Source organism: Anatilimnocola floriformis, assembly GCF_024256385.1.
Taxonomy (GTDB): Bacteria; Planctomycetota; Planctomycetia; order Pirellulales; family Pirellulaceae; genus Anatilimnocola; species Anatilimnocola floriformis.
In genome coordinates this window covers 3,108,685-3,132,763 of record NZ_JAMLFW010000001.1, presented here as the reverse complement: position 1 = coordinate 3,132,763, position 24,079 = coordinate 3,108,685, and the positions used below count along the sequence as shown (strand labels likewise).

General features: G+C 55.5%; 25 protein-coding genes. 18 read left to right on the top strand and 7 right to left on the bottom strand.

Translation table 11 applies throughout. The features are described from left to right. The first annotated feature begins 202 nt into the window (after positions 1–202). Positions 203–4,933, top strand: a complete 4,731-nt coding sequence (locus M9Q49_RS12010; protein WP_254508985.1) for an ATP-binding protein — start codon at positions 203–205, stop codon at positions 4,931–4,933. Positions 4,934–5,221: 288 nt separating this feature from the next. On the opposite strand, the gene M9Q49_RS12005 is transcribed toward M9Q49_RS12010, so the two are convergent. From M9Q49_RS12005 to M9Q49_RS11995, 3 genes are read right to left on the bottom strand one after another with little or no spacing between them, the layout of a single operon-like run. Further along, positions 5,222–5,944: an SEC-C domain-containing protein gene (locus M9Q49_RS12005; protein ID WP_254508984.1), complete on the bottom strand. Its 723-nt coding sequence runs from the start codon at positions 5,942–5,944 to the stop codon at positions 5,222–5,224. Further along, positions 5,937–7,109: a nucleotidyltransferase domain-containing protein gene (locus M9Q49_RS12000; RefSeq protein ID WP_254508983.1), complete on the bottom strand. Its 1,173-nt coding sequence runs from the start codon at positions 7,107–7,109 to the stop codon at positions 5,937–5,939. Before M9Q49_RS12000 ends, M9Q49_RS12005 begins: the two co-directional genes overlap by 8 nt. A gap of 8 nt (positions 7,110–7,117) precedes the next feature. Continuing rightward, the gene (locus tag M9Q49_RS11995) at positions 7,118–8,326 is read right to left on the bottom strand and encodes an SAVED domain-containing protein (protein WP_254508982.1); all 1,209 of its coding nucleotides are present in this window, start codon (positions 8,324–8,326) and stop codon (positions 7,118–7,120) included. A 158-nt stretch (positions 8,327–8,484) separates the two neighbouring features. Here M9Q49_RS11995 and M9Q49_RS11990 point away from each other — a divergent pair, with 158 nt between their 5' ends. From M9Q49_RS11990 to M9Q49_RS11965, 6 genes are read left to right on the top strand one after another with little or no spacing between them, the layout of a single operon-like run. Further along, on the top strand, positions 8,485–8,904 hold the full coding sequence (locus tag M9Q49_RS11990) for a helix-turn-helix domain-containing protein (RefSeq protein ID WP_315861199.1): 420 nt from the start codon (positions 8,485–8,487) through the stop codon (positions 8,902–8,904). A gap of 38 nt (positions 8,905–8,942) precedes the next feature. After that, on the top strand, positions 8,943–9,911 hold the full coding sequence (locus M9Q49_RS11985; RefSeq protein WP_254508981.1) for an ImmA/IrrE family metallo-endopeptidase: 969 nt from the start codon (positions 8,943–8,945) through the stop codon (positions 9,909–9,911). A 7-nt stretch (positions 9,912–9,918) separates the two neighbouring features. Then, entirely contained in the window at positions 9,919–10,194 is a 276-nt protein-coding gene (locus M9Q49_RS11980) for a hypothetical protein (protein WP_254508980.1), read from the top strand. 42 nt (positions 10,195–10,236) lie between these two features. Next, entirely contained in the window at positions 10,237–10,914 is a 678-nt protein-coding gene (locus M9Q49_RS11975; protein WP_254508979.1) for a hypothetical protein, read from the top strand. Continuing rightward, complete coding sequence (locus tag M9Q49_RS11970) at positions 10,871–11,461, top strand: HEPN domain-containing protein (protein WP_254508978.1); 591 nt, start codon at positions 10,871–10,873, stop codon at positions 11,459–11,461. The genes M9Q49_RS11975 and M9Q49_RS11970 overlap by 44 nt, the downstream gene beginning before the upstream one ends. Before the next feature lie 15 nt (positions 11,462–11,476). Beyond that, positions 11,477–12,679 (top strand): AlbA family DNA-binding domain-containing protein, encoded by a 1,203-nt coding sequence (locus M9Q49_RS11965; RefSeq protein ID WP_254508977.1) that lies wholly within the window; start codon positions 11,477–11,479, stop codon positions 12,677–12,679. Between the two features lie 159 nt (positions 12,680–12,838). Here the strand turns inward: M9Q49_RS11965 and M9Q49_RS11960 are convergent, their stop codons facing one another. Beyond that, entirely contained in the window at positions 12,839–14,374 is a 1,536-nt protein-coding gene (locus tag M9Q49_RS11960; RefSeq protein WP_254508976.1) for a hypothetical protein, read from the bottom strand. Positions 14,375–14,682: 308 nt separating this feature from the next. Here M9Q49_RS11960 and M9Q49_RS11955 point away from each other — a divergent pair, with 308 nt between their 5' ends. The 4 genes from M9Q49_RS11955 (at position 14,683) to M9Q49_RS11940 (ending at position 17,628) form a co-directional block, all read left to right on the top strand. Beyond that, positions 14,683–15,234: a hypothetical protein gene (locus M9Q49_RS11955; RefSeq protein ID WP_254508975.1), complete on the top strand. Its 552-nt coding sequence runs from the start codon at positions 14,683–14,685 to the stop codon at positions 15,232–15,234. A gap of 47 nt (positions 15,235–15,281) precedes the next feature. Continuing rightward, complete coding sequence (locus tag M9Q49_RS11950) at positions 15,282–15,653, top strand: DUF1257 domain-containing protein (protein ID WP_254508974.1); 372 nt, start codon at positions 15,282–15,284, stop codon at positions 15,651–15,653. Next, complete coding sequence (locus tag M9Q49_RS11945; RefSeq protein ID WP_254508973.1) at positions 15,650–15,847, top strand: DUF2997 domain-containing protein; 198 nt, start codon at positions 15,650–15,652, stop codon at positions 15,845–15,847. Before M9Q49_RS11950 ends, M9Q49_RS11945 begins: the two co-directional genes overlap by 4 nt. Before the next feature lie 299 nt (positions 15,848–16,146). Further along, complete coding sequence (locus M9Q49_RS11940) at positions 16,147–17,628, top strand: AAA family ATPase (protein WP_254508972.1); 1,482 nt, start codon at positions 16,147–16,149, stop codon at positions 17,626–17,628. Positions 17,629–17,710: 82 nt separating this feature from the next. On the opposite strand, the gene M9Q49_RS11935 is transcribed toward M9Q49_RS11940, so the two are convergent. Continuing rightward, on the bottom strand, positions 17,711–17,932 hold the full coding sequence (locus M9Q49_RS11935; RefSeq protein ID WP_254508971.1) for a helix-turn-helix domain-containing protein: 222 nt from the start codon (positions 17,930–17,932) through the stop codon (positions 17,711–17,713). Between the two features lie 299 nt (positions 17,933–18,231). On the opposite strand from M9Q49_RS11935, the gene M9Q49_RS11930 reads away from it, so the two are divergent. The 5 genes from M9Q49_RS11930 to M9Q49_RS11910 all read left to right on the top strand — a co-directional run bounded on the left by M9Q49_RS11930 (position 18,232) and on the right by M9Q49_RS11910 (position 21,138). Continuing rightward, the gene (locus M9Q49_RS11930) at positions 18,232–18,804 is read left to right on the top strand and encodes a hypothetical protein (protein ID WP_254508970.1); all 573 of its coding nucleotides are present in this window, start codon (positions 18,232–18,234) and stop codon (positions 18,802–18,804) included. Between the two features lie 39 nt (positions 18,805–18,843). After that, entirely contained in the window at positions 18,844–19,341 is a 498-nt protein-coding gene (locus M9Q49_RS11925) for a hypothetical protein (protein WP_254508969.1), read from the top strand. 371 nt (positions 19,342–19,712) lie between these two features. Beyond that, positions 19,713–20,588, top strand: coding sequence for a hypothetical protein (locus M9Q49_RS11920; protein WP_254508968.1), 876 nt, complete (start codon positions 19,713–19,715; stop codon positions 20,586–20,588). Between the two features lie 12 nt (positions 20,589–20,600). Next, positions 20,601–20,846 (top strand): hypothetical protein, encoded by a 246-nt coding sequence (locus M9Q49_RS11915; protein WP_145087521.1) that lies wholly within the window; start codon positions 20,601–20,603, stop codon positions 20,844–20,846. A 103-nt stretch (positions 20,847–20,949) separates the two neighbouring features. After that, on the top strand, positions 20,950–21,138 hold the full coding sequence (locus tag M9Q49_RS11910) for a hypothetical protein (RefSeq protein WP_254508967.1): 189 nt from the start codon (positions 20,950–20,952) through the stop codon (positions 21,136–21,138). A 338-nt stretch (positions 21,139–21,476) separates the two neighbouring features. On the opposite strand, the gene M9Q49_RS11905 is transcribed toward M9Q49_RS11910, so the two are convergent. Beyond that, positions 21,477–21,800 (bottom strand): hypothetical protein, encoded by a 324-nt coding sequence (locus tag M9Q49_RS11905; RefSeq protein ID WP_254508966.1) that lies wholly within the window; start codon positions 21,798–21,800, stop codon positions 21,477–21,479. Positions 21,801–21,842: 42 nt separating this feature from the next. Between M9Q49_RS11905 and M9Q49_RS11900 the strand changes: the two genes are divergently transcribed. Further along, positions 21,843–22,679: a hypothetical protein gene (locus tag M9Q49_RS11900; RefSeq protein WP_254508965.1), complete on the top strand. Its 837-nt coding sequence runs from the start codon at positions 21,843–21,845 to the stop codon at positions 22,677–22,679. A gap of 555 nt (positions 22,680–23,234) precedes the next feature. Here the strand turns inward: M9Q49_RS11900 and M9Q49_RS11895 are convergent. Continuing rightward, the gene (locus M9Q49_RS11895) at positions 23,235–23,543 is read right to left on the bottom strand and encodes a helix-turn-helix domain-containing protein (RefSeq protein ID WP_254508964.1); all 309 of its coding nucleotides are present in this window, start codon (positions 23,541–23,543) and stop codon (positions 23,235–23,237) included. Positions 23,544–23,832: 289 nt separating this feature from the next. Here M9Q49_RS11895 and M9Q49_RS11890 point away from each other — a divergent pair, with 289 nt between their 5' ends. Next, positions 23,833–24,078, top strand: coding sequence for a hypothetical protein (locus M9Q49_RS11890; RefSeq protein WP_254508963.1), 246 nt, complete (start codon positions 23,833–23,835; stop codon positions 24,076–24,078). Position 24,079: the final 1 nt, after the last annotated feature.

Here is a 24,079-nt window from a genome sequence, read left to right as displayed (position 1 = left end):
CGGCCAATCCTTCTTGAACATGTGTATTTCCCCTGTCCAGAGACGGCTGAAGATCAGGTGAAGTTCGCGGAATACAGCGTACTCTGGCCAATCCCGCCTGACCTTCCCGACGAACGCTCCGTCGTGCTGATTCGGCTCCTTCACACCCGCTCGTTCGTGCAGCGTTGTCGCAACCAATCCTAGAGCATTTGCCGTAGAATCTGTGAATCTCTCCCTGCCTTTCCTCTGGGCCAGCTACATGTCGAGAACAACTACGGAATCACCCGATGATTCACTTCGGGAGCTGCCTACTCAAAGAAGTAAGCCAGATTGGCTGCAGGCCGATCACGCACTGCCATTCTCGAAGCTGAGCGGTGACGAATTTGAAGTCCTATGCTTTTTGCTCCTTCGGAAACAGTTTCCCAGCGATCGCATTTACTACTACGGCAAGACTGCGGACATGGGTCGCGACATAATCCATGTGTCCACGAGTGGCCGCACGCGGCTCATTCAATGCAAAAACTTCGCAACAAATGTCAGCATATCTGAGGTCGCCTCAGAGATGGCGAAGGTGTACGTCAATGTGTTCTCGAAAGCCATTCCCGAGCAACCCGATGAGGTCGTCTTTTTCGTATCCAGGGACCTGACGGCAACATCACAGGATCTAATTCAATATCAAAGTGAGTGGACTAGGCACGCGAAGGACTACCTCTCGAAATTCTTGAAGCAAGCCCCCTCCGACGATCTGCTGCAGTTCGCAAACGAATGGTGGCCATTTGGTGATCGGCAAGGTGGACTCGCAATCACGCAAGACATTTTTACCCACGATCCCACACTCCTAGACAGCTTCTTCGGAGTTCGCAAAGTAGTTGATGCAACCCGCGCGGATGTCCGAAACGACATCCGCGATGAGCTCGAAATTGCCCTAGAACCTATTCGAAGCGTTCTGCAAAGTAGCGATAGGCAATCTGCAGAGATTCCGTCAACAACGCTCCCAATCCACGACATTCGGAAGAAGATTGCCAGCGCCTCGCAAACGCTACTAAGTTGGCCACGGACTCTCGGTGCGCAGATCTGGATCGAACGCCCCGAAGTCGAAATACTCCTGAATGACATTCAATCCAAACCAACCCTCGTAAGCGTTCTGCTCGGCGAACCAGGTAGCGGTAAGTCCGCACTCCTAGCCCAACTTGGAATTTCTCTTCGGGAAAGTGGAGTGACTTGCTTGGCAATCAAAGCAGACACTCTAGATGTGCATGTAGACACTCTTGGGAAACTCGCCGAACGGCTCGATTTTTCTGGCACCGTTGCGGATTGTGTCAAGACCTTGGCCGCAACCGAAAAGGTAGTTGTTCTAATTGATCAGCTAGATGCCGTGGCCGACCTAGTTGATCTGCGGTCGGGTCGATTGAACGTACTTCTGAATCTGATTCACGAACTGGCCGAAACTCCAAACGTTTATGTCATTGCATCGAGCCGAACGTTTGAATTCGCTCATGATGCCAGATTTCGAACGATCAACGCCGAGGAGGTCGTACTTTCGTTGCCGAGCTGGGAGACCATCGCTGCTATTCTCCAAAAACGCGGGACACAGGCTGAGAATTGGCCCGCGAATTTCAGAGAGGTCTTGCGAGCCCCGCAGAATCTCAAGTTGTTCGTTGAGCAGCTTACCGACTCGTCTGAACAACGCGTATTCGATTCTTATCAACAGATGCTAGAAGAGCTCTGGTACAGAAAAGTAACACGATCTGCGGATGCGGACGCAAAGTCTATCTTGCTTGCTGCTATTTCGGAAGAAATGTCGAACAGAGAAGTGCTCTGGCTGCCACTTGCTCAGTTTGATGCACGACGGGCTACGTTGAACCAGCTGGTGGCCGATGGAATTTTGAAGATTTCGGACAACCGCTTCCAGTTTGGTTTCCAGCACCAAACTCTGCTCAGCCATGCGAGGGCGCGAGCAATCGTCCAAGGTCAAACTGATTTTGCGGAATACGTAATTCAGCGGCAGCACGCGCTTTTCATTCGCCCGACGCTCTGGAGCACACTTGGTTATTTACGAGAGGCATCGAAGGATGCATACCGAAAACAGATGACCCGGCTATGCTCGGAATCCCTGCGACTACACGTCCAACACCTGCTACTCGACTTTATTGGACGGCTGCAGGACCCGGATGGAGAAGAGGAAGCATGGTTAACGAATTGGCTGGAAAATGATGACTTTCGACGACGCGCACTGTTAGCGATTTCGAATAGTAAAGGATGGTTCGATCGACTGCGAGACAGCCACATTGCGGACGTGATGCAGACCCCGCACGGTGCGGAATGGCAGATCGTGCAATTGTTATCAATCGCGGCTAATCATTCACCTGGCAGCGTTCTCGACCTCATCGAGAAATATTGGCTCCAAGATCCGGATATGGACCGACTGACATTCCGGATTTTCGACGAATTTGCGCACTGGAATGAACGAGCAATTTCCATCATCTGCAAAATCGTCGCCAGGTCGACAATCAACGAGTCGTTTGTTACCAGCATCGCAAGCAAGGCCGCCGCGTACACCCCCAAACTAGCGCCTCGGATCGTGGCAGTCGAATTCCGACGACAACTGAATGCAGTGCGAACTGCCGCAGCATCACAGAGTGATACCGTGCCAGACAATGCCGATCTGGCCGAGCGATTATCCGCCGAGTTTACGCGAAGGCTCAACAACCCGATTTGCAAGTTGCTTGACTCCGCTGATGGCCGATACGACATGCCCGCGATTGCTGAAGCGGCCCCGATGGAGTTTCTAAATGAAATGTGGCCGGCACTCACTGAGGCAATCGACTTAACACTTGACGGCGTTCATCACATCATCAACCGCTACAGGTCGTCGCATGTGCACTATGACTTCGACAGCAACTCCGATGTGCGGCACCCTCTAATGAGCGCGGTGCTGGTCGCGATGTTGGAGCTAGGTCAGCATGACTTTCCAGCATTTGAACGATTCTTTCGAAAAGCAATGGTCAGCGACTCTATGCTGGTGCAACGATTGCTCTGCCGAACTCTCGTTGAGCTGGCACCGGAGTCAGCATCTTTGTCGTTTGAGTACCTAATGTCTGATTCCAGACGGCTCATGGTAGGCGACTACCAAGAACCACATAGCGAAACGCGTGCATTGATTGCGAAGATCTCGCCAGAACTCGGCGAATCGCGTCTGCGAGACTTGGAAAAGTGCATTGCCAACTGGACCGAATATCAGCCAAACATACCCGATGAAGACGTAGAGACCCGACGCGATAGAAGGCAATGGGACCGTGAGGCCCGCCTATGGCTGCAGCTATCAATTCCTACTGAGCTGCTCTCAAGCGAGTCCAAGGCTTCCTTAACTGCAGAAGAAACTGCACTGCCGACAGTCAAGAAAAGAATGGAAGAAGTTACATCTGAAACTGAATTTGGCAAAGTCTTGAGTCCGATGTCGACCGAGCAGATGAACCTCGCTCAGGACGCGCAAGTTCTGAAGTTGTTTGACGAATTGCCTGATGGCGCCGACTGGCATCCCAGGCACAGCGGGGTAGGTGGAACGGTGGAGGCGTCGACGGCGTTGGCTGAACTCGCCAAATCGAGTCCTGAACGGGCTGCCAAAATATTGAAGCAGCTTCGAAGTACAGATCACCAAGTACCCGCATCTTTTGTCATTCGGTCGATTGGGGATACAGCCTTTCCGTCCATCGACTATTTCTCTCTGATTCACGAACTGGTGGGTCTCGGCTTCAATTCGCAGGACTTCCAAGATTCAGTTGCGAGCTCCTGCACTCGTCGAGCCGGACAAGCTGATGGTCTACCGGCCGACATTTGCAACCTGCTGAAATCCTGGTTGAGTCAGTGGGTATTTCGCACCGATGAGTCTGGCGATATTGGCGAATCCGACGATGAACGGACACGGAGCGTCGTATTCGACGGAGGCGGCACCTACACACTTCCTCGTGGTACATATTGGATTCTATGTGCGTTGGCCTACGGGTTGATTCGCAGAGAACCACCCGCAAGTGAGGAATGGCTCGAAGTACTGCAATCCCACGTCGGTCGGGCTGAGAGCGCGCGAGTTTGGAAAGTATTCTGCCACGAATTGCGGATGCTCCAATACTGCAATAGTTCAGCTGCCATTGCGTTTCTTGAGGAACTGTTTGCAAAATATCCGTCCGTTCGCGACTCACGATTTGGCGCGCGACTTCTCGCCGGAATACGTAAACTCCTCGGCGCACAAGTGTATGCGAGATATTGCGAGGAACTAGGAAAAAGCGACTGGTCATTCGCACAACAAGCTAAGGGCGAATTGTTCGGCGTCAGCTACATCATGCTGGACGGCTTCGAATCTGTCGATCAGAAGGTCGAAGAGGCGATGAAACCCGCGTCGATCATGGATGGCCCGTTGCTAAAGGGCATTGCATTCGCTGCAGCAAGACTATGGGCGAATCCTCGGTGCCGTTCACGGGCGACTTCAGTTTTCGAGTCAATCGCCCAGCGCGGATCGGATTTCGCGAATAGTGCTCTTTCGGAACTTTTCCTCAACACGGCTTTTGTTCCGACTAAGGACTCGAAACGCATTTTGCAAGTCACCGCTGAAAATCCAAGCCTTATTCGAGATGTTAGCGCATACCACTTCGCCGAAATGCTTGAACTGTTTGCGGCGTCCATGCCTGACGCTGTACTTAAACTTGCCAGCGCGCTGTTGGATCAATTGGAAGCACAACGGGAAGATGAGCATCGGAGAGATTTTGACCTTGCTGACTCAGCGCTGACGAGCATCGCAATTACATTGCAGCGGGATGAACGTCGTCGAGCTGCGGGACTCGATCTCTTCGAACGCCTTCTCAAATGGGGATTCACTGAGACCGTGCAGACTGTCCGCGAGTTGGACAATAGACCTGTTGGCGTTGTCCATCGTGCTCGCAGACAGAGACGCAAGAAATAGCGGTAGTCGAAGTCCATTGGCCACACCATAGTGGTCTGCAGGAACTTCTCGCATTCGCTAACCTGATTCTCAATGCCCTGAGAATCTTGGTCTGAAGCGGACAGGCGTCGGATGATTCAACGGAGAGGACAGGATCTTTGCCGAAATTAGGGAGTGACTGCTCCTTCAGTTTCCCACTCACCCATGCCAGCTTGTGCGAAAACATTACGTCGAGAAGGAATGCCACTTCTGATTGGCCATTGCAATCGTTTTGCCCGTCATCGCTGACAGGTTCCGCTGGACGAATGCTTAAAGAGCTAGCCGGTGTTTGCGCAATGGAGGGAGGGGCGTTTCGACGTCGTCATACAACTTCAAGAGCTCTGCAATCTGTTCGTATTCGGCTGCAAACCAGTGCCGTCCAATCTCCTTGCGCCGCTGATTCACGCTTCGATTGTGGCACCGCCCAAGTCGTCGTCCGCTTCCACATGGGCACGGCAGTTTGTTGGCCGTTCGCTTCTTCATTCCTGCTAACCGAAGAAACTCCTCCGATTGTTCGATCGATTTCGCACGAAACATCGTGGCGAGATGCTGTCGGATACCATCATTTCCGTGGGCAAGCTCTCCGTAGGGGATGGTGCCGCGTCTTTCGCGGTGGGAATACCCATATAGATACGGCACGACGAAACCCTCTACGAAGGTGAGAAGGGTCGGTACTTCGCGAAGTCGCAATCGGATTTCGGTGGGCGCCCCAACACACAACTCGCCTCCGTGGAGCTTGTGGTAGTCCTTTGGGATTCTCCCGCCGGTCTCTCTGACACCCGGCAGCACCTTCGGGAAGCCTGGTCGAACGGTCAACGTTATCTCGTAGGAATCCGCGATATCTTCATTCGCCGGTCCGATGACATGAAAATCCAAAGTCCCTTTCAGCGCCAATCGCTCATCCTGCGAAGGCACAATTCTTAGGCCGGGATATTGCGCGAGGAGTGCTTCAATTTGCAGCGCCTCGTACCGTTGCCGGAACGATTTAGGCATGATCACTCCAGGGTTTCGGGGCCGAAGGAATGACGAGCGTTGGTGCCGCCCGAGCGACCGCAGATACCCTTGCTGGAACATTGCCCTGCAGCGATCGCAGTTCGGACTGCGTAAGCGTGACCGCAAAAACATTTGCGACCTCGCGGCTGAGAGAAAATCGATCTAGCTCGGACGCCAGTCGTGACAGATCGCTCTTCGCGGCGTAATACCACTCCCAAAAATTCTTTTCGAGTCTTGGGTTCGACGCCCATTTGTCCGCGTAATCCTCAGCAGGATCCGCGGGATTCGACACTCGTGGCCGATTGTTCTGGATGAACATCGGCATCTTGTCGAGGACGTTGGCAATAGCTTCCGCGATGGTGACTTCCCCCTCGTATGCGCGTGCCGCCAAGTTGGTGATGATCATCGAGATGGGGGCCAGATCGGGCGTCTCCTGGAACATGACGTCGCGGTGCCGCTTCAGAATTTGAATACTTCCTTGCAGTGTCGTCTTCCATTCGTACGGCGGCACGTCCTCGACGGTTGCCTGAACGGATTTGTTCCGCGTCATGAGACTGCGCCCAAGCGCCGCGCGCTGCTCGAACCATCGCGCAAAGCCCCGGGGATTACTGCTCAGCCAGGTGAGAGCGATTGCTTCGTACTGCGGATGGCGAAGATCCGTGATGGCGACGGCGCGGCCCGCCAATTCCTCCGGAACACCTGCATCAACGAGGCGAAGAATGACCGCCTCAAGTTCGGGCACGCACGGCAGCGAGTCGAGGTGAAAGTTCAGGTCGTCGGCATACTGCAGGCGCCAGCAGCGATTGTGTTCATGCACGGGGGCAAGCATGCCGCGTTCGCGGGCATACGCCTTGATTTCCTCCCCATAGAGCTGCTTCAACTGCTTCTGCGTTAGATCCGCCTTCCCGAGCCTCGTGAGCACGCACACGTTGTCAAGATCGTACTCGTCATCTGCGTTGAGCGGCCGATTTACGGTTCCAAACCGAAACGAGCCTTGAGGGCGAATGTCAGGGTCGTACTTCTTGATTCCGGATTCGTCCCGTTTCAAGAATTCGCCCAGCGAGCGATGTCGTGCTGCGGCCTTTTCGTAGAGCGATTTTGGAATGCTGATGTGCTCAACGACAAGCTGCAGCAATCGGTCGAATTCGGGTGAAAGTGCGTCCATGTTCTTTCTCAAGAAGGAAGTAAGAGTGCCGGGATGAAGCCACCCCGAGCGTTAACCTGGTCGTACAACTGCCACGGCATATGCGCCTTTGGCATCCGCACGCGGCCCAGCTCGATCGCCGACGACACGCCGGTCGCCGGAAACACGTGAAGGGTGGTCGTTTGCCCATGGGCCGCCTTGATTCGATCGAGCAGTGCGCACATGAGCGTCCTGAATGCCGACAGCTGCTTGCGACTTTTGATCAAGTCCATGTTTGGTCTGGCCACCGTCACCCTCCAAATGTTTGCGTCTGGGCCGAGTACTCCAGTGATCCTGTCGTCTGTCACCTCCGCGCTCAGGGCCAGGACGAGCGCGGGAACCCCGTTGAACGAAGCCGGTGCCTCGACGAGGAATTCTAGGCGCGGTGCCTTCTTCAGCCAGTTCCATGTCTGCGGCTCGCGGTGCCGCTGGAAAACCTCCGCGCTCATGATGTCATTCATTAAGGTTCCGAAAAGGATGAGCAGTGGCTGCGGCGCTATAGCGAACACAGACAGGTGCGCAATGGCACCCAACCGAATTCGTTCTCTCACCTGCTGCTCGAATTTGACCGACAGATTCTCTGACTCGACCTCCCAAAACTTCGGGTTTCGGTCGTTGTACGAGTTGTTGATCATCCCCAGCGTCAGGGGCCTGTCGTCCGCCGGATGAAGCGTCGGGAACAATGCCTGTGCCGCCTCCGCGAACTGTAACGGTGAACTATGGTCGCCCACGTTCGCGCCATAGAGGACGACGTGACTCTTCTTACGAGGATCGACGCCCGTCACGATTTCGACGCGCCGTTCATGGTCTTCCTTCCATTGTCGCAAGAGGTCCACCGAATACCGGCCGCCATCTTTTTGCTTGTCGATTTTCTGGTGGCAACCGTGGCAGACCAGCAGCAGATTGGCGAAGTCATTGAGCTTCCGCTTGGAAATCCCTTTATTACCCCGGGGGCCATCGCTGCTGAATGAATAGATGTGCGCCTTCTGTGCGAGGTTCACGGCCTCCTGCGTGACCGGGGATTTCCAAAGGGCTTGGTTGCAGCCGCGAAACTCACATCGGGCCGCCGCTCGTCCCCAGAGCAAGCGTTCCACGGTCGGCAGAATATGCCGCGTCACGTCGCGCAGAGTGTCGTCCGAAACAGCAGTTTTGGACCGTTTTGGAGAGGCCTTTCGTCGTGATTTTGAGGCGGGTTTCATCGTGACTTTCCTGCAGGAAGCGTGCTAGCGTCGTGTTAGCTATAGCGAACATAACGATCCGTCAGGGCGGAGTCAACTATAACTGACGGGGAATCTTGTTCCAGCGAACGCACGTGGTACATTGGTGCCACGTGTCCACCTATTCTCCGAGCGAAGTGATGGCTATGGCCCTGGCAGATCGATTGCGCAAGTTACGGGAAGACCAAGGCTTATCGCTCGACGAAGTCGCAACGAAGGCGAATATCTCGAAGACGTACTTATGGGAACTAGAGCGCGATAAGGACGGAGTGAAGAAGCCTTCTGCGGACGTGCTGCTGAGAATTGCTACCGCACTTTCAACCACACTAGCGGAGATTTTGTCCCTCGCGACAGTTCAGGCACCCCAGGGCCCCGTGGAACTTCCGCCCTCGTTGCGCGATTTCCGCGACCGCATGGCAGCGCAGTCGACGCCGCTGAGTCCCAACGATCTTCAAGAATTGGCTGCGATGAAGTTTCGCGGCGCGCAGCCGCAGACCGCCGACCAGTGGCATCAGTTGTATTTGTTTCTTGCGAACACCGTTCGGAGAAAGCCGTCATGACGCAACGGGCACGATCCACGAGGGATCTAATCGATGAATTGATTCGCTCAACCGGCTGCAGCGACGCGCCTGAAGCCATCCGGATGAAGGCCAAGGAACTTCTAGACGTGCATGCGGCATCGTTTGGCGAACCGTCGTTGCCAATCAGCATGGACGTGCTCGCGAGCCTGAGAGGAATCTCGCGCAGCACCGAGTTGCCGGTGCAAAGCCCCGACGCTGAATTGGTTCCTGATGGGAAGGGTGGGATGACGATGCGGGTGAATCCCGACCAGCCGGAAACCCGTCAGCGCTTCAGCGTTGCGCACGAAATTAGTCACACGTTTTTCCCAGACTACACATCGAAGGCGTGGTGCCGCACCGACGCCCGATACCGTGACCGCCAAAATCCCGAGGATTACCTTGAGATGCTGTGTGACATCGGCGCTGCGGAGCTTTTGTTTCCGCAGCCGTGGTTTAGCCGGGATGCCGCTGCGTGTGCCGGAGCATCGGACTGTGCTCGACTCGCGTCGACCTACCACGCTTCGCGAGAGGCTACCATCCGTCGTTTCGCTGAAACGTGCTCCGAATCGGTTGCTGCCGTCTTCTTTATTTGGAAGCTGAAGCCGACTCAGCTTGGAACAATTGGACGACAAAACCAAACGAACCTGCTCGGCATCGAACCCGAGCAGGAAATTCGCGAAGCGATTCGTTTGCGAATTGAGTACTCGATTCCAAGTCCGACGTTTATCAACGACGGATACTTTTTGCCAAAAGATAAGTCCGTTGATGGAGACAGCCCGATTTATCAGGCCGCCGCAACCGGCGAGCCGGCCGATGGCGACTGCTACCTCGACTTAGGACAAGCGTCCGGAACGTATCGAGTCTGGGCGATTCCCCTTTGGACCCCAACCGAACAACTTGGTGCCAAAGGCGAGAACTCCGTGGTCGCCGTCCTCCGGCCGGTGAATGTAAAAAGGCCCAAGAACAAGCAGAAGCAGGTGGGACCTAGTCTCTTCGATGCGCCATAGCAATGGCATGCAGCCCTTCTTCGTCCGGGGCGGTGAAACGTATAAGCGGATCGAGCCCGACTTCGTCGTTTTGAAAGATGGCATCATCATGATCGTGGAAGTCGACGGCGACAGGGTTCGCAAAGAAACGCCGCTGGAGGCACACAACCGAATGACGATGCTCGGGCACGAAGGAGCTCACGTCGAGCGCGTGAATACTTCGGAGTGCGACACGTCCGAGAAGGCAAAGGCTTGTGCTCTACGTCTTTTGGAGGTTGTCGGGAAGCTCAAATCCAGCCGCTAAGTTGCGCGCGAACCCAACGGACGAGAAGGCATCTTTATTCCTATGGCAAAACGCAAAGCCACCTTTGATCACGGTCCATTCGGCACCAAACACAATAGTTTGTTCCGCCCCGGCCCCGCCATGCGCTTGAATGCCTGTGTCGGGAGGAATCGGGAACCAGCGGGATTTGATCGCTACGCGAGCGGCTATTTTGAGGCCGGCGCTCGGTTGGTCGCAAGTTTGAAGGAAAACTCGGTCAGCGTGGACAGCCTAATCTATCCGCTCGTGATGCTCTACCGACACGGCATCGAAACAGCCCTGAAGCATCTTGTACGGGTTTTACCTTCACTGTGCGATGACGACGCGGAAGTGAAACTCACGCATAATTTGATCGACAACTGGAAAATTGCGCGCCGCTATTTAGCCGAGTTGGACGCCGGCGACGAAGGGCTAGATGAGGTTGAGGCGATTCTGAAGGACTTCGTCGAGCTAGATCCTCGCGGCGACGCGTTTCGGTATCCGGAGGACATCAAAGGCAAACGTCTCCTTCAAGACACTAGCCTGATCAATGTCGAAGTATTCGGCGAACGAATGGAATTGGTCGCCAAGCACCTGGAGGGTTGTTGTTATTGGGCTGATCATCTCGAAGAAGCAAAAGCGGAAGGGTTGCGGTGGGAACTTGAAATGGAGCAAGACCATGCTCGCGACATGGCCGACTACTACGGCGACGAAAGCTGGTGACATGGGATCATTTTCAGACGAGCAGAGAATTTCCACGTATTGGTGGAATAAGTCCGAGGACCTCCGGAACGCTGCGGCACTAATTTGGTCGGCGATTGACAGCCCGAAGCCGAACGCGGTCGGCGAAACGACGATTCGCACACCAAGCCGATCGATCTATTTCATGCTCTGTGGCATGTCTCTTGAGGCAATTCTCAAGGCAATCCTCATCGAGAAGAATCAGATGCCTCCTAAAACACATGACTTGAAGAGGCTGGCCGACCTCGCCGGAGTGTCGTACGACTCGCACGAGAAAGATTTGCTCGAAATTCTCTCGGCTGCAGTGATTTGGGACGGGCGATATCCTGTTCCGCTCGCCCAGGACGCATGGGATCGCCTGATGAACCTTCACAACGAAAAACTCTGTGATCGAAAGAAGCTAAGCGAGAAATCCAAGTTCGCCGTTCTCTCCCGGAATCGCGAACTCAATTGGGACCGTTTTGCAGATTTGTTGAGCAGAGCCACATCCGACCTATTCTCAATCGCTAGTTGGGTTACGCGTGAATGACGCTGAAGGTGAAAAATGTTGCCAAGCAAACTTGACGACGTGACGCTTGCCGACCTTCAGCAGCTTGTCACCGATGCAGTGCCCGAAAGCAAAGTTATTGAGTACAAGAAGGCGTTCTATGTTCTGAATCACGCAGATCCAGACGAGAAGCGGAAACAGCACGAGGAGCTGTTGAAAGATGTCTCATGTTTTGCGAACACCATCGGCGGCGACGTGATCATCGGAGTCGAAGCGAAGGACGGCGTACCGACTGACGTTTGTGGTTTCACTCATTCGAATCCTGATGGACTGAAACTTCAACTCGCCGATATCCTGCAGCAGCATTTAGAACCGCGCATCAGCGTCTCGATGGCAGTCGTGCCCCACAGCACTGGCCGAATTGTTCTCGTCATCCGCGTCCACCAGAGTACGATTGCACCTCACCGCGTTGTCTACCAGAAGCAGCCCGGCCAGTTTTGGGCGAGGAGCGATGCGAACGCGTACCGAATGGACGTCTCGGAGCTTCGTAGAGCCTTCGTCGGTTCCAGATCTCTCGCCGACGAGATTACGAAATACAGGTACGACCGCATATTCGCTATAGAGAGCGGCCACACGCCGGTTCCACTCGCTAAAGCACCGACGATTGCATGTCACATCATCCCCACGGAATCATTCTCGTCGGCAGTCGATCACTCAATTTCAGAAATCGCTACGCAGTTTCACGACCTTCATCCACTGAGGGCCAGCCGCGCGGTGTATTCCGTCCCGAAACTGGATGGATATGTGACGTGCGACAACCCGGCAGTTCCGCCAGTTGCTGGATACGTTCAGGTTTTTCGCAACGGCGTCATTGAAGTCATCAATGCTTATGACAACGTATTTCACGACGTCAGAGATACCGAGAAGAAGCATCCTGCATTTTCGACGTACCAAGAGTTCGAGTTGATACAGAGGCTGCCAAGCTACATCAAGGCGCTGGCAAACCTCGGCACGCAACCACCGCTGTGGTTCTACATGAGCCTTCTTGGTTTTCGTGGCGTCCGCGTCTTCGGCGACCATAACCCAGGAATGGCTTTTGATCGCAACCGGATTGACTTACCGAAAGTAGAAATCAAGGCGTTGCAGGGATTGGACTTCGCTACTGTGCTAAAGCCAGTGTTCGATGCACTCTGGAACGCTGCTGGGCATGAGCGTTGTTTTGATTACACGGTCAATGGCGTCTTTCGACCACCACGTTAGTTGCAGCGTGATGTAGTGGCCAATGCCGGTACACTTCACGCGCAATCCAGCTGCGGGACTTGCGGCCCTGCTAAATATCGGTCGATTTCGCGTCATATATAAATGAGGCTGGTTTAGCATTTCGAGCGACTCGACAGGGATCGCAGAAAGCTAGATTGTTTAGCGAGGCCGATGTGTCCTTGCTTTCGTATGCGCCGCCAAAGCGTCCCCGTGATGACTCGCGGGTTCCACCGCCGCAATCGCCTCTTCCCATGGGATCTCAATCACCTGTTTCCGTGAAGTGCAAGCGCACGTGCCATAACATTCGATCAAATTCGCATCTTCCAGCACTAAATTGGCAGGTTGAAAATCAAGTTCCCGCCCGCAGTTCGCGCAGCTAATTCCTTTGGTCTTTGCGATTTTTCGAGCACATTTGACAACAGCGGAGATGGCACGTAATCTGTCTGCGGCAGCAACCGGCTTCTCATTGCGGTCACATGGTTTCTCGTTGAAAGTAGTCATCCGGTCGCCCAGCTGAGCCTTCTTGGATTCTCGATCTGCCGCACGGCGTGTATCGACCATCGACTCGTAGAAATGCAGTAAGCGGCAGAACGCTCCGAGCAGCGCCGGATCGTTTGGCGATTCCCAAAGTCGCAGTACGATCGGTTTCAGCAAAACTGCCCTATCCATGAGCATAACGAGCGAGAGATCTCCGTACTGCGGCTGACAAAGATAGACATCTTCGAACCAACCCCGGGCACCTGGAGACAGTGCGTCGGCAAGACTGTTTTCGACCCAGCGCATGGTCGCGTGCACGCAATTCGCGATGGTTTGGTGAGACTCCCATCCCAGGTCTTGCAAGACGCGCTTCACCTCGTCAATCGACAACTTGCCGAACCTCTCGGTTTTTCGATTGGCCAGTGATTTGGGCAGGTTGCTGTGAGCTCCGGAGTACCAGGGGTCGAACTTTTCCCGAGTATCGTTAGCATGCTCTTCGATTGCCTCACAAAACCGCGACCGGATCTCCTCGCGAACGTCGTCCGTCGCATTTCCCTCGGGTGCCGCGAAGAGCGCCATTCGGACCAAGCTCCGGCTACTTTCTGGGGCTGAATCAAGTGGATTTCGTAGCGCGGCAACCACCAGTCCGTGCGCGATGATCTGAGCATTGTTTGGCCGTTCAATCCCTGCTTCGGCAGCCGCTTCTCGACCATGTTTCATAAGCTCTACGATGTTCCATTTGCGGCCCCGGCCGCGATTATCTAGGCCGAGGTCTGTTGGCAGAACGTCTCGATGATCGGCAGTAACCAGGTCAGGTCTTTGGAGCCGCAGATCAGCCGGTGATGAAAAGCTGCGCCGCAGTTTAGCTCCACGCGCGCGCAGCCAGCGGTAAGCCAGAACATGCGCCCGCAGGCTAAAAATCTCGTCGCCTCTCAGTGATTTCGCTTCTCGGAGAATCTCGACACCGATGGGTATCGAATAGTTGATCAACTCGCCGGCATCCTTGGGCATGATCCGCAAGTTACCGAAGTGATCGCGGACTCCGAGGAATTCGAGTGAATTCATTGGCAACCCACTGCGCGCCAGCCTTGCAGGCACTTGCCAACAAATTCGCTGGACCGGAGTCGCCGGAGCAAGCCGCGTTAGCCCCACAGCATCGGCGGTTGATTCTTGTACTGTTACTCGACCGAAGTAACCGCCATCTAGTCGGCTGACCATGTTCACCTCCCTGTTTGCCGCGACCCTTGGCAAGCTTCTTCACTTGCCAAAACAATTCGGAGCGCTGCGATTACTGCCAATCTCCTGAGCGCCAAACTTGAACCTGCACCACTTTTGACCGGAGTACAAGACCAAAAGTACATTTTTCCAAATTTTCTGAAAGGAGCTATCGATGCCCTGTGCCCAGGTGCTCGGAGCCGCCGCGTTCCTGGCATTGCTACTCACCGTGGCGCTGGTACGTGAAATTCGCCTGCGGCGGGCAATGCAGACCTTACTCGTCCGAACCCTTTTCAAATGGAGGAACGATCATGAAAGCTCATCAGATTGCCATAGTCTTGCTGAGGCTGGTGGCCGGGTTAGTGACTTGCGGCTGCCGGCCCGCCGATCAACGCCTGACGGAACTCGCCCAGTCGAGTCTTGAGCAACAAAGTCGCCAGAGCGAGGCTGTCGCCGAAAACAGCCGGCAAATTGCCGAGACAACGCGCGAGTTGGTCCAGGCAGAAGCCGAAGCCCGTGAGCAGTTCACCCAGTCTCGGCGAGAGTTGCAATCCGAGATCGCCGAGAGTTACCAGCGGATCGACGAAGCTCGTGCGCAACTGGAGGCCGAGCGAAAGTCGATTGCTGCCCAGCGACATCGGGATCCAATCATTGCGGAAGCGATTGGCGGTGTCGCGCTGCTCATCTCCGCCCTGCTGCCTTTCCTCATCATCGGGCTGCTCTTGTATTCGCTCAACCGGGGTGGCCCGGACGAAGCCGCAGTCAACAGTCTCCTGATCTCGGAGATTTCGACGACGCAAATTTCTCCAGCCGTCCCGCGTCTCAGTTCATCTCCTGGCGCTCGAGTCAACGATGCTCACTGACCGGTAGCGATCTGGTTCCGCAATCCTCAAGTCAAAGGAGGTTCAACTTGTCTCACATCGTACAGATTCAAACGCAGGTGCGCGATGCCGCGGCCGTCACGGCTGCCTGCCGCCGGCTGGGTCTAGCACCGCCCATCCATAAGGTTGCCAAGCTCTTCACCAGCACCGCGGAGGGCCTGACCGTCCAGCTCCCCGGATGGCAGTATCCAGTTGTTTGCGATCTCACCAGTGGCCAGCTGAAGTTTGACAACTTTAATGAACGCTGGGGAAAACAGCAGGAACTGGATCGGTTTCTGCAAGCATATGCGTGTGAACTAGCAAAAATCGAGGCCCGCAAGAAGGGTCACATGGTTAGCGAGCAAACGCTCGCCGACGGTTCGATCAAACTCACCATCCAGGTGGCTGGGGGTGCCGCATGACGAAAATCATCGAAGTCATTGTATCGCCCAAGGGCGAAACGAAAATTGAAACCAAGGGATTTGTCGGCGGCGAATGTCGTCAGGCAAGTCGTTTTATCGAGCAAGCCTTAGGGGCTCAAGCGCGCGAAAAGCTCACGGCGGAGTTCCATCAACATCAGGCTCGTGACCAGACGATTAAGGAGGGCCAGGCATGAGTTAGGTGCGTCGGCGAGTCTTGTGCCCTGTACCCCAATCGCTCGCCCACTGCACGGCAAATTCATCGCTAAGTGCGCCAACAACAGCAGCTTGAAGCCGATCGAGTGGCGCTGCGGCGCTGGATGACCAGGCTCAAGCGGACCTTCAACACGGTGGATCGGCTGTCCGCTCGCATCGCCCGCTTGGAGCGCCATCTCGCCCGCTAACGGCAAGTCCCGACGTGTTTCAGATTCCACGGCCGATGCGCATCCCCCAGGGAGTGCGCACCGGCCATTTTTCGTTTTCCAGGAGAATGCCTATGTCGCTCACCGAGCGATTGTCAGAATTGGTTCGGGCCTGTTTCACCGGCCTGTGGATTGAATCTCACGAACATGAAGATGCGTTAGCAGAGGTCGCCATGCTCTGCCGTAGCGAAGAATGGCGGCTGGCCACTTGGGATATTGAAGAAGGGCTCAAACTGCAGGGCCAAAACCCCGGTGCGGATACCGGTACCAATGATCCCCTGGCTGCCATTCGCGCTCTCTCCGCATTCGCGGCTTCAGATCAGCCCGCGCTGTTCGTGCTCGTGAATTTTCATCGGTTCCTGCAGAGTGGCGAAATCGTGCAGGCGCTTGCCAAGCAGATTGCCCATGGCAAACAGAACCGCAGCTTTGTCGTTATCTTATCGCCGATCGTCCAAGTACCGGCGGAATTGGAAAAGCATTTCGTGGTGATCGAGCACGATCTGCCCGGACGCGAGCAGCTGGCAGAGATTGCCCGCGGCATTGCCACCGAGCACGATGAGTTGCCCGCCCCGGCAGAGTTCGATCGCGTGATCGACGCCGCAGCAGGGTTGACACGGTACGAAGCTGAAGGGGCCTTCAGCTTGTCGCTCGTGCGGCACGGGAAGCTACGCGCGGACGTGCTCTGGGAACAAAAATCCCAGATGTTGAAGAAGAGCGGCCTGATCTCGCTGCACCGCGGCACCGAGACCTTCGCAGACGTCGGCGGACTGGATGCACTAAAGGCTTTCTGCTTGCGGGCGATGCGCCGGCAAGGTGAAGCAAACCCACTATTGCGCCCGCGCGGTGTGTTGCTGTTGTCACCGCCTGGCTGTGGCAAGAGCGCCTTTGCAAAAAGTCTCGGAAATGAAACTGGCCGGCCGACGTTAACCCTCGAAATTGGCAATCTGCTGGGGAGCCTCGTGGGAGAAAGCGAACGGAATATGCGCCAGGCGCTGAGAATCGTAGACGCGATGGCGCCGTGCGTGCTTTTCGCAGATGAATTGGAGAAAGGGCTGGCGGGAGTCAGTGGCAACGCGGGAGATTCCGGAGTAGCGTCGCGGATTTTCGGTCAATTGCTCACTTGGTTGAACGACCGCACGAGCGACGTCTTCTTAGTTGGGACGTGCAACGACATTTCGCGACTACCGCCGGAATTTGCGCGGGCAGAGCGCTTCGATGCCGTGACATTCATTGATCTACCGGACAAATCGCAGCGACGAAAGATTTGGGAAATGTACATCGCAAGATTTCAATTGGATTCTGCCCAGCAAATTCCCACTGACGACGAGTGGACCGGCGCAGAAATCCGCGCCTGCTGCCGGCTCGCAGCTCTGCTGGATCTGCCGCTCAATGCTGCAGCCCAGCATGTCGTGCCGATCGCTCGTACTGCGGGCGAAGCAATTGAAAAGTTGAGGAACTGGGCCAGCGGTCGCTGCTTGAGCGCAGATCGACCTGGTATTTTCAAGTGTGAAACTTCGCCGCGGCGTAAGGTTTCGCGCGAACCGTCGCAGAATTGAAACGGGGCGTTAAGCAATTCGAGCAGTTGCCCTCACCGGCTGATTCAGTATGTTCGCGCGGCTTAGTGCCGAGCGTTCAAACTCACAGGCCTTTCATCAACTCGGAAATCGAAATCCCCAAGGCGTTGGCGATGCGCTGGATATTCCTCAGGGCGACATTTCGTTCGCCGCGCTCAATTCCGCCCATATAGGTTCGGTCGAGCTGGCACTCATGGGCAAAGTCCTCCTGCGACCAGCCCTTAGCAGTGCGTAAAGAGCGTACTCGCTGGCCGAAGTTCTCCAAGATGTCGGCCGTCTTTGCCATCTCCGAATCATGGTCAGGGAGATGCCTATCGGTCGACGGACTATGAGTATCTTTTCAATCCCGCGCTGGCTACACTGCCGAAGTACTTGTCCATTTTGATCAATGCCGAAAGCTTGCTCCCGCTTCCCAAAAATTCCTAAGCACCCAATGGAGATGTTTTGATGACCCCAAGAACCTGCCAGGTCTGTGGCCGTTCGGTCCCGACTGGAAACGGCAATTGCCCTTTCTGTGGTGGTGATAGTTCGGGACCCTTCACAGTTGCGCGAGCCCGTTTCAGCATCCCGCCGGCCATTTGGTGGGTGCTCAATGGCACCGTCATTTTCTTACTGCTGCTAAACGTGATCGTTCTGGCGCTTCCCGCACAACCTGGGGGACAGTCGGCACCGCACGTTCAGCCAACTTCCGCGCCGATCCTCAAGACCTTTGCCGATGAGCAGGGACGCGTGCAAATAATCGCCACTTCGGAATGGTCAAGCGACCCTGCCGCCATCCCCGGAAGCACGATTTTCATTAAGCATCCAGCACATGATCTGGGAATCGTAGGCTTCGCCGAAGAGAAGGCATCCGTGGCTAGTTCCTTCCCCAACCTCGATTCCTACGGCGGAGCTCTGCGCGATTTGCTGGTGAAGGAATTGCAGGACGGAACGCAGACATCCGCCGTGCATTTGATGGTCGGCGGACATCCGGCAGTCCAGAGCCGAATTGAAGCCAGTCAAGACGGTACGCGTTTCACATTTCTACACACGGTGGTGGACACACCGCTCACGTATTATCAAATCCGAGCGTTCACGACGGCGGAGAATTTTGCAATTCGCCAGCAGGAACTCCTCGACATTACAGCGAGTATTCAGTTTCCGCCGCGGAGCAAATAGCTGAACTGAAATACCTCTCACATTCACAGAAAGAAGACTATGCCTTTAATTGCCTGCCCGGAATGTCAGCGTCAGGTAAGCGACCAAGCACCCGCATGTCCGCAATGCGGCTTTCCGCTGGCTGTTCGCTTGCCGCAGACCGTTGTGCCACCCCCAGTGGCCACCCGTGTTTCCCTAGGATCTGAACCTTCGCCGCTCCAGGAGATTGCTTATCGACAAAAACTGTTGCTTTACGCTCTGCTGATCACCATCCTCAGCCAACTGCCGATTTGGTATTGTTTTCAAACAACTTGGCTTTGGCCGTTGGGAATACTGGGATTCCTCGGTAACGCAGCGTTTGGGGTCTGGTGCTTCTTTAAGCTCGGACGGGCGCTTGAGATGTCTGTCCACACCATTGCGTTTTTTGCCGTGGGGCTGTTCTTCCCCTGCATCAGCTTGGCCGTAATGTACGTCTTCACCAATCGCGCCACCTCGGCCTTGCAGATGGCGGGGATCAAGGTTGGTCTATTGGGGGCCAATCTCAGCACCGTACCCTAGCGCAAGACCTCCGATATGCCGCCTTCTGTCGGGCGAGCAATGAATCCGCATCGTCGCCCACAGTAAGCGAGGCGATTATGCCAATCGCCACACTTCGGAGCAGATCGAACCGAATTGAGTGGCGCGCCAGAGATCGGGTGGCTTGAACTTTCTTGTTGCCGCCGAGGGCTTCTCTGGCCAAACCTGATCTGGCACCGGCTGCTCGACACCTTAATGCGGCCTTCCCCTGTAAGGCTAACTTCTGCAGTGCTGCTGCCAGTCATCGCATTTACTTACTTCTTTGCTTCTTTATGGAGACTTTTATGACTGCCTTGTTAGACCTACCGGCTACACAAAATCAAAGCGCGCCGTCCGATCGACTGCGAACCACGATGGCCGCAGTGCGCGTGATGTTTACCTGGCTCGGTAGCCGGAAGACGTTAACGCAGGAACAAAAATCCCAGGCGGCCGACACGTTCGGCGCCGAGCGGGCCTATTTGTCTGCTGGCAAAAAGTTGCTGGACACGTCGCACCCAGCCTTCAAGGCAGTGACGGCGGTGCGGCACCGTGCGCTTGCTTATTGGAGAGGAGTTTCCCTCCCCTATCCTGAAAGCGGCATTCGGTTGATCCGCCAGGATGACATCGGCGCCTTCACGGTGCAGTTGACCTCCCTTAAAGCCGAACTGGACGACGCGGTCATCAAGCTCGATGAGCGCTACGACGAATTGAGATCGGCGGCCCGCCGCCGGCTCGGCTCTTTGTATAACGCGGGGGATTATCCGGCGACACTTCGCGGGTGGTTTGATGTGACCTTTGATTTTCCCAGCGTGGAACCGCCGGATTATTTGCGCCAGTTGTCGCCGCAGCTTTACCAGCAAGAAGCTGCCCGGGTGGCCGCCCGGTTTGACGAGGCAGTTGAACTCGCTGAACAGGCCTTCACCGAAGAGCTTGCAAAGCTCGTTTCTCACCTGACCGAGCGTTTGGGTGGTGCCGAGGATGGCAAACCCAAAGTCTTCCGCGATTCTGTCGTCGAGAATCTTCGCGAGTTCTTTGAGCGGTTTCGGCACCTCAACATTCGCTCGAATGAGCAGCTCGATGATTTAGTAGGGCAAGCGCAACGCGTGGTGCGCGGCGTCGAGCCGCAACAATTGCGCGACAACCAAGCGCTTCGGCAGCAAGTTGCTTCGCAGCTGTCGGGAGTGCAATCGGTGCTCGATGGCCTGCTCGTCGACCGCCCACGCCGTAACATCCTCCGCCGCAGCAAGTGAGGCACCTCCATTATGGAACTGCTGATTGAACTTGGAGGGCGGGCCCGCTGTATTTACGGTGAGACCATCAATCTGGCACAGCTGGGCACATTGACTATCTGCCGCGGTTCGCACGTCGAACCCGATGAACGTGGTCAATGGGTTTGCGATCTCTCACCAGTTTCGGGACCGACGCTCGGTCCCTTTGTTTCTCGTAGCGAAGCGCTCACCGCTGAAGTGGCTTGGCTATCTCAGCACTGGTTGCTGCCGACGGCCTGACCGTCTGCGTTTTCTTCCCTTGTTTCAAAATCGTCGGCCTGCGGTGCGCGCATGCGCACACCGCAGGCCTTTCTCGTTGTTCTTATTTTCAAGGAGTTTGTCTGTGACCCAAACTGAACTGAATGAAGCCGTGGCTGATGCCACGGGAGAATCATTGCGCACCATCCGTCGCCGCGGCTTCAGCGTGCTTACGCCGCTCCAAGCATTCAATCCAGACCAAGATGACGATGCGCTTCCGAGCGTTGTCGATTGGGATGCGTTAGAACGCGACCAACGATGTAGCGCTGCTTAGACGCTATCGCGTTGATGCAACGAATCGCTTCGGGTGGCAGCAAGTGTGGCTGCCACCCTTTTTTGTTCTCACCATTTCCTTAGGGAGACTTTGCGTTGATTCAAATTACCCGATTGTTAGCCAAGCACATCCGCTCGATTGTGAAACGGACTATTCCTCGCCAAGCCGCGCAGATTGTACTGACATTTCGCTCCGGCGATGCTGGTCTGTTTGTCGAAGTACAGGGAACCAATCAGGCCCTTCAATTCCACGATCCTCGGCCGCAAGACCGCGAGCTCTTGTTTGTTCCGCTCAGCGTTCTCGACGATGTCCAGGGTTCAAGAGCAGAACCGGTGTTTTTAAATTGCCGTCGTGCGGGCGTGCTCGGCGCGAGTTGGCAAGAAAAAGGCGTCTTCCAGGACCTGGAATACGACGCCCTGGAACCAGCCACGGATGCGCAGCATTTTCCTACCCTGCCAGCGCAGTTCGTCGAAAATTCGGCCGAGTTGCTCATCGCCTTGCGTGACGCCTATGAAACGACGGACGTCGAAAGTAAGCGATATGCGCTCGGTAGTATCCAGATTCGTGGCAGCGATGGAATTATCGCAGCTACCGATGGTCGCCAGTTGCTGAAGCAAGCGGGCTTCACGTTTGGCTTCGCTGAAGAGTTGCTGCTGGAACACACGAAGTTCTTTGCGAGCAAAGAACTTCCGCACGATCAGCCTGTGCGCGTCGGCAAGACCGATGAAAGGGTAGTGTTTCAGATCGGCCCGTGGACCTACTGGCTGGGTGTGTCAACGGAAGGCCGTTTCCCCGACATTGACCGCTCGATACCGTCCACCCATTCCAGCAAGGCGACGCTCAAGCTGGCATCCGCCGATGCTAAGTTCCTGGTGGACAACCTGCACCGGTTGCCGAACGGTGAAACACACCGCGAACTGACCGTCGATCTCAATGGAAAGGTTATTCTGCGGGCGGCTTCTCCCAGCACGCCCCGACCGGCGGAAATGTTCTTGCGAAATTCCAGCAAGCAGGGAGAAGACATCCGCATTTGCACAGATCGGAAGTTCCTGGCGCGAGCGGCGGCGATGGGTTTTTCGGATATACATTTTCCGGATATCGCTTCACCGGCGATCGCGAGCGACGCGAGCCGCACGTTCGTGTGGATGTTGCTTGATCCCAAAGAGGCACTGAAGTCAAGCGAGGACTCCCTCCGAATTGAGTCGCCGTTCAGCACGCGCAATGACGCACCTTCAGTTGCGCGGCGCAGGGAGTCGCCACTCAAGCAGATTTCCTCCACGGTTGATTTGCCGCCACCCCAGTCCGCAATCGCAGAACATTCGCAACCGGCGACGAAGCAGCGGGCTGCTCGTTTGAGTCCAGCGTCGGCAACGAAGCAAACGCCTTCGGCCACGGACTGCGCAATCTCAATTCGTAGCCAACTGCGAACGACGCTCGCGGCCGTGAACGAACTGATCCGCACGATCAAAACCGAAAAGCGAAGCCGCAAGTCATTGAAGCGCGCCATGGAGTCAATCAAACAGTTGCAAGACGTGGCTTAAGAAAGTTGTCCAACCGTTTTCGCGCACCTCGCATCGAGTTCGCCGCCGGCCGCTCCGTGCTGGAGTTGGTCCCGCGGATCATGGCGCGAGTCTTTTGCCCTTTCACTTGAATGAACGGAGATTTTATGCACCGCAAGCGACTGAAAAAACAGCCGGTTCCGCAGCTCCAGTGGCTGGAGGACTGCCTGGAGGGGATCTTGAAAACACTGGCGCAGATTATCCGGTCACTCGTGCCAGGAAGACGGTGATCACATGCCTTTTGACGGTGCCCGTCATTTTGGCCAGGTAGCGATCGTCATCGCCGCCGCAACGCTACTCGCGTCCCCGGCTATTGGCTGGTGGGGAGTGCTAGGATCGGTCGTCGCCTTGTATTACCTGTTGTCGTTCTTCAACGCCTTGGAGAAGCGCGACCTGGTCGACCCATCGCGGTGTCAACAGCAGCGAGCACGCAGACGAAAAAATGCTGGCTGAGAGAATTTGCGCTGCCTGCCGTCACTGATTACGCCGATTTCAAATCGGCGGCCAAGTGATGGCGGGCAGCGCGTAAACCCACCGCTACGTTTGATCCGGCCGGCCCAGGGGAACCGTAATGCCAGGGAAAGCTGTTCGCTGAATCGGCGGTTTTCGAGCCACGATACGTTTCGGTTTCACTCGCATCAATTCGAGCAGTCGCTGCACTTCGCTTTCCGCAATGCGAATCCGTCCATGGCCCGCTGGGCCTGCTTGCAAGTAGTCAACGGTGACGCGCTCCCCGCGAATTTTAAGTAACCCATAGTCCGATTGGCTAAGCCAGTCATATAGGGTCGTGACCGTGATCCCTAAGCGACGCGCAGCGTCGCGCGGTTGCAGGAAATCGTCGGCCATCTGTGCTTTCCTTGGACTTGTGAGTTGGGCTCGTCACAAGACAAGGGGAATTCCGGTCAACTTTTCCGGCGCGATGCTAGCGGCGCGGCTACTTCTTCCTGAGGGACAAGCCGCCTGCTTATCGCGAGGCGCTCTAGAGCCCGCGTCACCAGGGATTCATGTCGCCGATGAATCAGTCCACGCCAAGCAAAAAGTTATTCGTCCGATCCTGCTTGCCGCTGGCGACGCTCAGGCCCACTTGTTTCGACCCGCTCGCCGATTTTGACATCTTTTTTTCAGAGAGTACGCCATGAACCGAATTGCAATCAACCCACCCGATTCCTTTCCGCGCTCCGATCCGCCCCTCGATAACCCGGAACTCTGTGAGATGATTCGTCTGACCGGAATTCCCCTCAACAGTAAGCCTTCCGCTTTGGAACTTGAACGAGCGATCGAACAGTTTCGCCAACGGCGGCGGGCCGATCTGATGCACTTTTTGGCGCGAGTGATCGCCCGTGACATCAGAGATCATTACCCAGCAAGGATTGAGGGGTGAG